The sequence below is a fragment of the Neorhizobium petrolearium genome, assembly GCF_029854435.1.
Classification (GTDB): Bacteria; Pseudomonadota; Alphaproteobacteria; order Rhizobiales; family Rhizobiaceae; genus Neorhizobium; species Neorhizobium petrolearium.
The window spans coordinates 315,450-328,229 of sequence record NZ_CP123001.1 but is presented as its reverse complement, the minus strand read 5'-3'; the positions used below and the strand labels follow the sequence as shown (position 1 = coordinate 328,229).

Below are 12,780 nucleotides of genomic sequence, written 5' to 3'. Positions count from 1 at the left end.
TCTGGTGCAGCATGCTACCACTCGGTTCCAGATATCCCGAAAGGACGTCGGTCCGGGTAGGAAATCCAGCGTGCAGAAAGGTTTGGGGTGAAGCACGCCAGGTTCCTTCACGGGCGTTGTTTTTTTACTTCTGCAATGTAGAGATGTGTCGGGGCATATATACGGGGGAGTCGGGTGCATAAATCAGTCGCGACAAGAAGTGATGGACGCTTCCGGTGAATGGTCATGTCCGCGAGCTGTCCTCCCCCGCCGCCAGTATTTCACCGCTGTTCCGTCTGGCATTGATAAAAGGCGAGGAAGCATCGGTCCTGCTTCATCTTCGTCGACACGCACCTGTCAACGGAAGGGACGTTAACGGCAGAACGCCGCTAATGATTGCCGCGACCAATGGTCGACCGGGTATCTGCGAATTGCTCGTCCTCGAGGGTGCAGATGTGTCCCTCAGGGACCCTGATGGACGCACTGCCGTCGACCTGGCCATAAGGTGCGGTCATCATTTTATCGCCGCCATCCTCCAGCCCAGCATGGTCGTATCACCGCCTCCGGTCATTGAGGCCGCTGCAGCCGCAGATCCGGGCGAGGAGAGTATTGCGGGCTGGGAGGCCGAAACGGAGTTTCATGCTCCTGCTGACAATCGTGTCGCTGATCAAGATGTGATTGCACTACAGGTTGCTATCGCGTCACACCGTGTGACCCGGGAACGCGACGACTGGGAAACCGCTGATATTTCTCTCCCCGCAAGTACGACGGAAAAGGCCACCGTCGCGATCCCGCAGTCCGTTTACGCCGTGATTGCCAGCGGTCTCGCTGCGGGATGGCTTACTGATGACGCGGTAAGTACTGCATGGGCGCGGGCCAATCCGCAGCATATCCGTCAACTGCGGCAGGTGCTCGCCGCGGCCAACGTCAGGATATTCCCTGCCCGTCCCGGAAATCCGTTCCAGTGCATCAGCAACGCGGAACCGGCAAGTCGGGATCTCCATCTCTGCCAAGAGGTTTTCGACAGTTTCCGCGATACGTGCACCAGCCAGCTGGACACAGCTGAGAAATACGGGTTGGAGATTGCCGGGTTCGGACCATTCAGCCCCGATCGAGAGCTCAGAATTTTCGGTAAGGTTGCTGAAGCCCGAGCGCGCCTCGTAGAAGCGTTCACCGGGTTTCTGAAGATAACTCCCATGGCTCTGCAGAGTGAACTTCTGCAAACCGAAGAGGTTGTGGACGATTCCGAGGAGGCTGATGACGGCGGCGATGTCTCCGAGACCGGAGATGATCTGACAGTCGAATCGGGCGTCAGCGAACCCTCAGCAACGGAGCTCTTCTTCCGGGATTTTGTGAAGCTCTTCAATGAACTCGAGCAAAAGAGTTCGGACAGGCAAGACCTCGAACCTCTCAGACTGGCGCTCGAAAACTACAGGAAGGCCCGGGACCGGGGTATGGAGGGAGGCCTGAAGCTCGTGCCCTGGCTGGCGTACCGATACCGCAGAAGAGGATTACCAATAGAAGACCTGATTCAGGAGGGCAACATCGGGCTGATGCGGGCGGTTGAAAAGTTTGACAGCACAAAAGGCAGCAGGTTCGGTTCCTATGCGGTCTGGTGGATACGTCAGGCAATGTTGCGGGCCATCGAGGACCAGTCTCGCCTGATACGCGTCCCGGTTCATATCGGTGAGTTTGTCAGAAAGACTGAACGCATCCGGCAGCGAACGAGGGCCGGGCTCGGTCGCGAGGCGAGCGTAGAAGAGATTGCGGGCGAACTGGAAGTTTCTCCCGGAAAGATCAAAAACGTTCTCGCTATCCCGGGCTCCCCTTTCCCTGCTGTTTCGCGATTACTGGTCGATGACAGAGTTCCGCTGCCCGACCACCGACACGACCTGTCAAACCTGCGCTCCCTTACGAGCGAAATGCTTTTGATGCTGCCGGCGAGAACGGAGCGCGTACTTCGTCTCCGTTTCGGTATGGGGGGCGTTGAGGAGCACACGCTCGAAGAGGTCGGAGAGAAATTCGACGTGACAAGAGAACGCATCCGGCAGATCGAAACGAAGGGCTTGCGAATTCTCCGGCACCCGAACAGGTCAAGGAAACTGGAGGCGTTCCTTTGAGTGGACCGATCACAGGTGCGAGAAATGCGCCACCGCGCGCCAGTGCCATGATCGAGGCACTGCGCGGGCTGGGCTACTCCGCAGCCACAGCGCTTGCTGACATCATTGATAACAGCATCGCCGCCAATGCCACGATGGTCGATCTCACGTTCGTCTGGAACGGGACATCGAGTGCCATTTCCATTCTCGACAACGGCGATGGAATGGATGACGTGCTTCTTGATCGGGCTATGCGGCTCGGTGAAAAGGGTCCCCTCGAAGAACGCGGCAAGAGCGATCTCGGGCGGTTCGGCCTCGGTCTGAAAACTGCCTCTTTTTCGCAGGCACGACGCCTTACCGTAGCATCACGGAAAGGCAATGTTACCAGCGTCCTTAGATGGGACCTCGATGTCCTGCGCGACGACAGGAGCGGCTCCTGGTCACTGCTTGAGGGACCAGCGCCCGGGTCAGAGGAGCTTTTGAAAAATCTGGAGCCTCTCGACCATGGGACGCTCGTGCTTTGGGAGAAAATGGACCGGATTGTCCCGCGCGGTGCACGGTCGCAGGATTTTCTCGAGGTGATCGATGTGATCGAGAAACATCTGGCAATGGTTTTTCATCGGTACATTGCCTCACGGAAGCTGACGATCCGTATCAACGGCAAGCCAGTGCAGGCATGGGACCCTTTTCTCGAAAGCCGATCGGACACGTGGCGCTCCGGCCGCGACCGGTTCGCTGTCAATGGTTACGAAATAGCGGTCGAAGGGTTTGTTCTTCCGCACAAGGATCGTCTTCCGGAGAAAACCTGGGCCGAGGCGGCCGGACCCGATGGCTGGACATCGCAGCAGGGCTTTTACGTCTATCGGAACGAACGCCTTCTCGTAGCGGGGCACTGGCTCGGACTTGGTCGCGGCCGTTCATGGACGAAGGAAGAGCCTTTCCGTCTTGCAAGGATCAGGCTGGATATACCCAACAGCGCCGATGAGGACTGGAAGATCGACATACGAAAATCGACAGCGCGGCCTCCATTGGAGGCCCGTCCCCGCCTGTCCCTGTTTGCCGAAGATGTCCGTCAGCGGGCACGAAAAGTGTTTGCGTTCCGCGGCAAACCGGATCGAAGCGCAAAAACCGGACCGGTCGCACCGGCGTGGCGTGCCGATCGTCTGTCCGGCGGTATCCGATACAGAATAGATGAACACCATACAGCGGTAGCCGCAGTGCTCGAGCAGGCGGGTCAACTGCGCGCCGACGTTCTGGCGATGCTCCGGATCATAGAAGAAACAGTCCCGGTCCAGCAAATCTGGCTGGATACGGCTGAGGCGAAGGACACGCCCAAGACCGGCTTCGAGGGGACCCCGCCGGACGAGCTGAAATCCATCATGCAGACAGTATTCAACAGTCTCGTCAACCGAAAGGGCCTGTCGCAAGAACAGGCCCGCCGGCAGATGGCAGTGACAGAACCGTTCGATGCATGGTCCTCATTTGTCGAAACACTCACATTTGAACCAAAGGAATAGTTTTTTGAGCAACGAAAAAGTTGTCAAGTTTGCCCAGGAACTCCTGATGGAAGAAGAGCGTAGCGCGATTAGTCCTGGATTGATCAGTACAAAGATCGATCAGGTTCTGATGTTCAAACCTGCCTGGAAGGATGGACTGGATCGCGACGCTGTCATCAATGAACTGGTTCGCCGTTTCAGCATCTGGGTAGGCGCGGATTCGACAATCCAGAACGATGAAGGTCACAAAGCGTGGCTTAACGCAGGTCGGAAAGGCGACTGGCGTTACTGGCAGCGTTACCGCGAATATCTCGAGGGAAAAATGTCGGTTGTCGCTGTGGAGGGGCTCGACCGGTCGACGGATACTATACTTGGCATGCTCGAGGACCCTGCACGTGAGGGGCCGTGGGACCGGCGCGGGCTGGTGGTCGGCCATGTCCAGTCGGGCAAGACTGGAAACTATACCGGGCTTGTCTGCAAGGCGGCCGACGCAGGCTACAAGATCATTATCGTACTCGCCGGCCTCCACAACAATCTCAGATCCCAGACCCAGATGCGCCTCGATGAAGGTTTTCTCGGTTATGAAACCCGACCGATCGCCGATGATATCCGTGAGATCGGCGTTGGCCTTATCGACCGGGATCCATCCATCCGTCCCAACTACGTTACCAACCGGACCAATAACGGCGACTTCAGCACCGCGCGGGCCAATACCCTCGGGATCACGCCCGAACAGCGCCCCTGGTTGTTCGTCATCAAGAAAAACAAGACGGTTCTGGAGCGCCTGCTCGGCTGGATTCGGCATCACGTCGCAGATGGACAGGATGAGAACGGACGCAGGATTGTGCAACGGCTGCCACTCCTCCTGATCGATGACGAAGCCGATCACGCTTCGGTCGATACGGGAGAGCAGGTATTCGGGGAAGACGGAGCGCCCGACGAGGAGCACCAGCCGACCGCCATCAACAGTCTTACCCGCAAGATCCTGCATACGTTCACGCGCTCGGCGTATGTCGGATACACCGCGACGCCGTTCGCAAACATTTTTATTCACGAAAGAGGACAAACCAAAGAGGAAGGCCCAGATCTTTTCCCGTCGGCCTTCATCGTAAACCTGGCGGCACCTTCGAGTTATGTCGGCCCGGCACAGATCTTCGGCTTGCAGTCGACGTCGGGGCGGACAGCAGGGCTGCCCCTGTTCCGGCCCGTTGCAGATCACACCGGCGAAGACGGCAAGGGCGGCTGGATGCCGCACACACACAAGAATGGCTACGTGCCCCTGACAGACCGCGAAAGTGGCCTGCCGTTGACACTTGAACAGGCAATTGACTCGTTCCTCATTGCCTGTGCCGTCCGTGATCTGAGGGGTCAGGGCGATGCCCATTCCTCGATGCTTGTCCATGTGACGCGATTTACTTCTGTCCAGAAACACGTCCACGAAAAGGTCGAAAACTACGTTTCCAAGCTGAAGCAGCGTCTTGTCCGTCGGATCGGCCACGAAACGGCTGTTGGTCGCCTTGAGAAACTCTGGCTCTCGGACTTCGTGCCGACAAGCGCCACAGCACAGTCAGAATTTCCGGTTTTCGCGGACGACGCCAGCCTCCCCGAATGGTCCGAGGTACTGGAGATGGTCACCCGGATCATCGCCGACGTCGACGTCAGAATGATCAACGGGACAGCGAAGGACGCGCTGGATTATGCCGATCAGCAGGGTCAAGGTCTGAAGGTAATCGCGATCGGTGGAGACAAGTTGTCCCGAGGTCTCACTCTTGAAGGCCTTTGCACAAGTTACTTTCTGCGCACCTCCAAGATGTATGACACTCTTATGCAGATGGGCAGATGGTTCGGGTATCGGCCGGGCTATATCGACCTGTGCCGACTGTATACGACCGATGAACTTGCTGACTGGTTCGGACACATTGCGGACGCGGCGGAAGAGTTGCGGGAGGAGTTCGATCTGATGGCAGCAGCAGGTTCGACACCGCGGGACTACGGGCTTAAGGTCCAGTCCCACCCGGTGCTGCTTGTAACATCGAGGCTCAAAATGCGGGCAGCGCGAAGCCTCATGCTGTCGTTCAGTGGGCAAGTTTCTGAAACCGTATCGCTTTTTTCCGAGAATGGCGTCTTGCAACGAAATCTGGACGCGACAGCCAGCCTGGTGCGCCAGCTCGGGACTGGCGAGAATGACCCCGTCCGACAGCGTGGTGACAGTACACAACGATGGAAAGGTCGCCTCTGGAATGACGTTCCCGCAGCAAAGGTCATTGATTTCCTGAACGCATACAGGACCCATCCTGATGCCTACAAGGTGAACAGTGTTTTGCTTGCCGAGTTCATCACCCGGATGAACCTCGAAAGAGAACTCACCAGCTGGACCGTCGCTGTAATCGGCAGTGGACGCGGAAAATCCTTCCCGCTGACGGATGACCTTGAAATCCAGATGCTGACACGTGCAGCCGAAGGCGCTACCGGGAAATATTCGATCGGTCGACTGCTCTCACCACGGGACGAGGCGATCGATCTGACGGACGAAGAATGGCTCGCGGCGCTGGATATGACAAGGAAGGGCTGGAAGCCCGATCCGGCTCGATCAAAATCAACCGAAGGGCCCGACGAACCATCAGGACCATCTATCCGGAAACTTCGGGGCGAAGGTATGCCTGGCCAGGCTGGTCATCCCGAGCGCGGATTGTTGCTCCTCTATGTCCTCGATCCGGCAGAAGCCGGGGGCCACATTGACCCGCTCCTTCCGCCGGTCGTCGCGTTCGGTATCAGCTTTCCATCAAGTCATTCCGGTACGAAGGTCGAGTACAAGGTCAACAACGTTGCATGGACACAGGAGTACGGCGGTGCTGACTGATACCGACGAACTGGAAACTGCATGGCGTGCACTGGCTGGCCAGACCGCCGACAAGGGCTGGCTGACCGTGGCGCTCGGTCACTCCAGTCCACGCTTCAGGGGTGGCATTGTTTTTCCAGAGGGAGGGGAAACCCTGCTGGTCGGCTTTAACGTTGGTTCAGAACTCCGGAAGGCTGATCTTCCTGAAGGGACCGGCTTCCGGGTCGAGATCTCAAAAGAGAGCTTTTCGGCAGGTTTCAGCACCTGGTTATGCCTGACGCGTCGGTCCGGCGCCGGCCGTGATCTGTTTGTTCAGATGGCAGCTGATATCGTTTCTGCACTTTCCCGGGCGACAACACAGTCCGATTCCTGGCTTTTGACTCTTATGCTGGCCAGAATCCGGGCATGGCAGGAATTCATGCGAAAACCACGCACCGACCTCTTGCGCCCTGAAGAGGAGCTCGGTTTGTTTGGCGAGCTCACCTTCATGCGGGAAGCGATCGCCGGTGGAGCGGCTGTTGCAGATGTGGTGCATGCATGGAACGGTCCCTCACGAAGCCTCCAGGATTTCCAGACTGCTGTGATCGGCGTTGAGGTTAAGGCAACACTGTCAGCAAACAGCTTTTCTGCACATATCAGCTCACTGGAACAGCTGGACGGAATGAGAGAACGGGCTGTTCTGCTGGCCGCCATCCGTTTCAGTTTGCAAGATGAAGGCCAAACCCTTCCCGAACTTGTTGTCGTGGTGAGGCAACTCGCCGCCGACCGAGGGCTACTCTCCACACTTAACCGGACGCTTATGCTGTCCGGTTTCGTCGACGAGGCGTCGGAACTCTACAAACGGCGGTTTGTCCCTCTAGACATCAGGGTCTTTGAGGTGAACGAAACATTCCCCGCACTTGTTCGCAGCAGGACAAGCCCGGAGATCCGCGCCGCCGAGTATGAAATTGATCTTGATCTGGTGGCTTGCGTCCCTCTGACGCTTGGAGACGCAATGCAGCAATACGGAGTTTTCAGCGAATGACACTTGAGGAATTTCTCGTCCAGACCCAGTCAGAGGTGCGGTCCATGGTATCGGACCGGATGGTCGCCGGAACCTATCTCAAGGACGAAGCGGCATTTACGGACGTCGTTATGCAGCACATGGCAGAATGCGGGATGACGTTTGATCCTCGAGTCCTGCATATAGAGCGTACCGTTTCGGGTTCGAAGCTGAAGCTCAATGGGTATGCGGTATCCGACGATGCTGACCAGGTAGACCTGTTCGTCACGCTTTATGATGGCGTCGATACCGTACAGCCGATTGCCGATGCGGACGTCGTACGAGCCGCGGAACAATGCCTCAAGTTTCTTGGAAAATCTGCCGACGGAAAACTCGTGGCAGCAATCGATCCCTCCGATGACGCCTATGAGTTCAGCCTTACGATCAAGGATTGCTATGAGGATCTCGAGCAGATCAGGGTCTACATTCTGACGGACCGACAGGCAAAAACGCGCGTCTTCAAGCCGCGGGATGTCGCAGGGAAATCAGTCCGGCTCGAGGTCATGGACATCGAACGTCTCCACCGTCACTGGTCCGAAGGCAAACCTCGCGATGAGCTTGTGGTCAGTTTCGAGGAAGTCTGTGGCTCGCCTCTGCCCTGTGTCTATGTCCCGGGCGAAAACGAGGAATACGACTACGCGCTCACTGCAATTCCAGGGGCGACGTTGCGGCTGCTGTATGAGCGATACGGAGCAAGGCTGCTCGAAGCCAACGTACGATCGTTCCTCAGTCAGACCGGCAAGGTCAACAAAGGCATCCGCGATACGCTACGTGATGCACCCGAGCGTTTCATGGCCTACAATAACGGTATTGTGCTAATTGCCGATGAAGCGAGCCTTGCACGCGCAGCCGATGGGTCTATGGGGCTTGCATGGCTCAAGGGCATGCAGATTGTGAACGGCGGCCAGACGACTGCGTCGATTTATTTCACAAAGCGCAAGCATCCCGACATCGATCTCACGCGCGTACGTGTGCCCGCAAAGGTTATTGTCCTGCATTCCCATAACCCCGACGCCGAGGAACTGCTGATCAGCGATATTTCGCGATACGCAAATAGCCAGAATGCGGTGAAAGTATCGGACCTATCGGCAAACAAGCCGTTTCACGTCGAGCTGGAGAAGCTCGCGCTCTCAACCTATTGCCCGGATGGTACCAGCAGGTGGTTCTACGAGCGTGCGGCGGGAAGCTACAACGTAATGCTTGCCCGTGAGGGGACAACGCCAGCCAGACTGCGACAGATCAAGGAAGCTATCCCGCCCGGTCGAAAGATCACAAAGACCGATCTGGCGAAGTACGTTCAGGCATGGGGCCGAAAACCTCAAATCGTGTCCCTCGGCAACCAGAAGAACTTCGACCGCTTCATGTCGGATGACGACACGGTCACCTCGGTTGTTCCAGACGTCTTGAGATACAAGCACGCGATTGCGCAGGCTATCCTTTTTCGAACGGCTCAAAAGATCGTGCGGGCCGGGGGATTCCAGGCGTACCAGGCAAATATCACCGCCTACACTGTCGCGTCATTGTCTGAGATTGCCGGCAGCAAGTTGTCGCTGGATGCCATCTGGCAAAAGCAGGGCCTGTCATCGCAGCTTTCCGGGTACATCGGCAAGCTGGCCGCACGGGTAAACGATATCCTGAGGGACGATGCGGGTGCCCGGCAGGTATCGGAATGGGCTAAAAAGGACGAATGCTGGGAGAGCCTGAAATCATCGTCGTTGCCGCCTCCTCCTGCAGATATCCCTGAAATATCGCGTAGTCACCCATGACGGGCGGTGTTCTCTCAGCAGCCTTCAGTGGTGCTGTGTTCAAGCGATTGAGTGCGGTCGAGACGGACATCACTCGCTCTAACCAGCACGAGTTTAACGGATCAAAGCCCCTTATCGGACTGTTCGGGAAGGAGCATCCGCAAAAGTTGCCAACAGACTTCATCAGGATGTCTGACGACGGCGGTGTCCTGGCTGAAACCGGGATGCTCACGTGGTATGACGCCCGTGCTCGGCATCCCACGCGATCCGAGTACAGGCTGTACTACTACGACAATTTGGTGACCGCTAAGGCGCGCGAAGGCGACTTCCTCCTTATCGGTAAGAGGCACGACGGTTCGACCCTCGTTTTGATGGCTCCCGGTTCCGGCTTGGCGGCAGCCCGAATTGCATGGTTGTTCGGGATCGAAGTTGAGCCAGGTGCCGCGTTTGCCGCTCTGGACCTCAGCGAAGATGAGCGCTCGGCCCTTGGTGATGAGTTTGGGATCCCGAAAGACACAGGATCATCATGGGAAGGCGAGCTGGATCCGGTCTTGTCAGATGATGGAAAAGGCGGGTTGCCGGCTGTCCAGGCGGTACAGCAGCTTGTCGGCTTGGAAAGAGACTGGAAGAGTGGTGGTGACTGGCTGACCGCTTCCGGCGAAGAGGATGGTTCTCCATCGTCGCTGAATGACATTGCTCATCTGCTCGCCGGTTCCGGCTTGGGGAAGTTGCCGAGTTAATAGCGATGAGCTCGAAGATTATCGGTCCTCTAGCGTGCCCTACTCGCGTGGGGTTTCTCAACGTCAACCTGGCGTAGCGAAGACAGTCTTTCCTTTAGCATATCTCTAATATGCATATAGTTCTCGCTACCCTTCGCCATGTAGATGTGAACCGCCTTATGGCAGTTCGGGCACAGGAGGGCGAAATCTGCGGCTGTAACCCTGTATTCTGCCGTTTTGCTGGCGATCGGGATAATGTGGTGGGCTTCAATATAGGGAGCTCCGTAGCGCAAGTTGAAATCGTCATCGCATATTTCGCATCGGCATGCGTTTTTGCTCTTAACCAGGCTCACAGCCAGTGTGCTTCTTTCGGTACGGATGTGTGTGACATACGTTTGACGCCCCTCCGGCAGTGACCAATCATCGACATCCTGCACATCTCCGATATTGGCCCACCGCTCCAGCGTGACGAATTTCTTTTCAATGGAGGCTACGGCAAACAGTCCTTCGAAGTACCAGTTTCTTCCACGATCCGTGAAAAGCAGGATCGGATATCCTGCCTGGGGCTGCTCCAGCAGGACCCTGTTTGCTATCTCATCGTAGGAGATGACATCCTTCCTCGCCTTGAACGAGTAGTTGTAAGTAGTCATTGTCTCGTCGAGCCAGCCATCGTGCTCATATGAGCCAGGACGGGTTTTGATGATAACCGCACGGGTTTTCTCTCCCGACCTGATCCAGTTTATCCCCTGTTGTGGCGTGTTGCCGATAACGAAGTCCGTTCCATCGTAGTAGGGGGATTCAGCGACTTTCGAGAACTGGATTACATCAAAGAGGTTTCGCTTGCTGATCATCACGCCTTGCTTGATGTCGAATATTTCCTTCGCACTACTCAAAATCATTGGAACTTCTCGGCCTTTTTGCCGTCACGCAGACGTCTATGAAGATCCTCTTTCCGGAGGCAGTGTGCGTATGTTTACTTCCCATTTTATAAAATCGAAAGCGCAGACAGCGTCGCTGCTCCTCGGTGAGAAATGCCAACTAGGGGCAAGACCAATGTGCTCTTGAACCATTACGAACCGTTGACCCAGCAGTTTACGACTCGGCGACCGGTTCGATCCGAGCGCCGAGTCGTAATAGATTGCTTCAGCCAGCCTGGGTCTGGTTTGCTCGGACCGCAGCGGAACCGTGCTTTTTCCTGATCATATCGGCCGCCCGCTCTCCGATGACGACACAAGGGGCCATCGTGTTGCCGGTTGTGATCCGCGGCATGATCGAGGAGTCCGCAATACGGAGGCCGTCGATCCCGTAGACTTTCAGCTCGTTATCGACGACAGACATGCTGTCGCGCCCCATCTTGGCTGTGCAGGACTGATGCCAGTATGTGACGGCCGAGCGCCGGATAAAGTCGATCATTCCTGATCTGTCGCGTGCCCCAGGAGCGGTTTCGCCTGTCACCAAAGGCGTGAAACCGTCGCTGTTCCCAAGTTCGCGACACAATTCCACGGCGGCCAGGGCAGCAGCCATATCTTCCGGCTCACTAAGTGAATTTGGTTCTATGAGAATCTGGTCGCCTACTTCGGGTCCAGAGAGCCGCAACCGGCCCCGGCTCTTCGGCTGGGCAAGTCCGTTGAACATCGTCCAACCATGTTCCGGTGTTTCCAGACCTGTTTCGATCGGCGAAGGTACTGCAAACTCCAGCTGACACTGAAGAATATCCGGCTGGGCGAGACGCGAGTCGCTCTTCCAGTAGAGTTTCGCTTCGCAGCCACTACCACCAATGGCTTCCGGTTTTCGGTAGGCCCAGGTGCAGCCGAATGCGAGATGATCCTGATGATTGCGACCGACACCAGGCAGGTGCTGCACGACAGCGATACCGTGTGATTGCAAATCCTCTTCCGGGCCAATACCCGATTGCATCAGGACCTTCGGCGTGTGGATCGCCCCGAGCGAAAGAATGGTCTCGTACTCGGCCATGAACTGGTGCACCTTGCCATCAAGGATAACTTCAACCCCGATCACGCGCTGGCCTTCGAATATGAGGCGCGTAACCAACGCCCCAGTCAACACGGTGAGGTTTGGTTGTAACATGAGCGGACGCACGTAAGACGCGAACACGGTCTCCCGTTTGCCATCGCGGATCCGAAGTTCAGCGATCGAGGCGCCGCCCGCGGACTCCATCATCTCACCGTTCGGGGTATCGTAGACAGGAATGCCGATAGCAGACGCGGCACTCAACAAAGCTTCAGCAACAGGCTGAGGTGACCGTGGCTGCGCGACATAGGCCGGTCCTCCTACACCGCGACGAAATGGATCCGGGATGCCCTGCCAGTTTTCGATGCGGCGATAGTAGCCCAGGATCGACTCATAGCCCCAGGCGTCGTCGCCGGCCTCGGATGCAAAGTGGTTCCAGTCCTCTTTATGCCCCCTCGCCCATACCATGACGTTGATACTCGAACCGCCGCCAACGCCCTTGCCCATGCTGAGTGGCAGACGTCGCCCATCCAGGCCAGGTGCCGGCTGACCAACAAAACCCCAATCCCGACTTGAGCCGAGATTGAGCGGCCATAGCGCAGGGTTGCTGACGGCTTCATCCGCATCATCCTCGCCAGCCTCGAGAAGAAGAACGCGTGCGTTTCCATCCTCCGCCAGACGTGCCGCAACAACGGACCCGCTGGATCCTGCGCCGCAGACGATGAAGTCGAAGACATCATCAACCTCGCGCTGAGGATTTGCCTTACGTTCACTTGGGTTTTGGTCATGAGTATTCAGCGTCACGTGATTACCTCCGTGAAGGATTGCGCTCAAATTTTTGAATTGTGGGACTACGAGGGCAGCCGTAGAGGCTCAGCCCGAAATCACCG

General features: G+C 56.9%; 8 protein-coding genes. 6 read left to right on the top strand and 2 right to left on the bottom strand.

Annotated features, from left to right (window positions below; all coding sequences use genetic code 11):
• Window positions 1–215 precede the first annotated feature (215 nt).
• Genes QEO92_RS28445 through QEO92_RS28420 form a run of 6 tightly spaced genes read left to right on the top strand, consistent with a single transcriptional unit; the run spans window position 216 to window position 9,940 of the window.
• Window positions 216–2,099, top strand: coding sequence for a sigma-70 family RNA polymerase sigma factor (locus QEO92_RS28445; RefSeq protein ID WP_227705525.1), 1,884 nt, complete (start codon window positions 216–218; stop codon window positions 2,097–2,099).
• A gap of 47 nt (window positions 2,100–2,146) precedes the next feature.
• Window positions 2,147–3,595 carry an ATP-binding protein gene (locus QEO92_RS28440; RefSeq protein WP_280107551.1) on the top strand — a complete coding sequence of 483 codons (1,449 nt, stop codon included), beginning with the start codon at window positions 2,147–2,149 and terminating at the stop codon, window positions 3,593–3,595.
• Window positions 3,596–3,641: 46 nt separating this feature from the next.
• On the top strand, window positions 3,642–6,434 hold the full coding sequence (locus tag QEO92_RS28435; protein ID WP_280107550.1) for a Z1 domain-containing protein: 2,793 nt from the start codon (window positions 3,642–3,644) through the stop codon (window positions 6,432–6,434).
• Window positions 6,424–7,437, top strand: coding sequence for a PD-(D/E)XK motif protein (locus QEO92_RS28430; RefSeq protein WP_227705522.1), 1,014 nt, complete (start codon window positions 6,424–6,426; stop codon window positions 7,435–7,437). Before QEO92_RS28435 ends, QEO92_RS28430 begins: the two co-directional genes overlap by 11 nt.
• A complete protein-coding gene (locus QEO92_RS28425) occupies window positions 7,434–9,221 on the top strand; it encodes an AIPR family protein (RefSeq protein WP_227705521.1) in 1,788 nt (595 codons plus the stop codon). The genes QEO92_RS28430 and QEO92_RS28425 overlap by 4 nt, the downstream gene beginning before the upstream one ends.
• Window positions 9,218–9,940: a hypothetical protein gene (locus tag QEO92_RS28420; protein WP_227705520.1), complete on the top strand. Its 723-nt coding sequence runs from the start codon at window positions 9,218–9,220 to the stop codon at window positions 9,938–9,940. The genes QEO92_RS28425 and QEO92_RS28420 overlap by 4 nt, the downstream gene beginning before the upstream one ends.
• 29 nt (window positions 9,941–9,969) lie before the next feature.
• On the opposite strand, the gene QEO92_RS28415 is transcribed toward QEO92_RS28420, so the two are convergent.
• A complete protein-coding gene (locus tag QEO92_RS28415; RefSeq protein ID WP_227705519.1) occupies window positions 9,970–10,818 on the bottom strand; it encodes an HNH endonuclease in 849 nt (282 codons plus the stop codon).
• Between the two features lie 244 nt (window positions 10,819–11,062).
• Window positions 11,063–12,694: a GMC family oxidoreductase gene (locus QEO92_RS28410; RefSeq protein WP_227705518.1), complete on the bottom strand. Its 1,632-nt coding sequence runs from the start codon at window positions 12,692–12,694 to the stop codon at window positions 11,063–11,065.
• Window positions 12,695–12,780 lie beyond the last annotated feature (86 nt).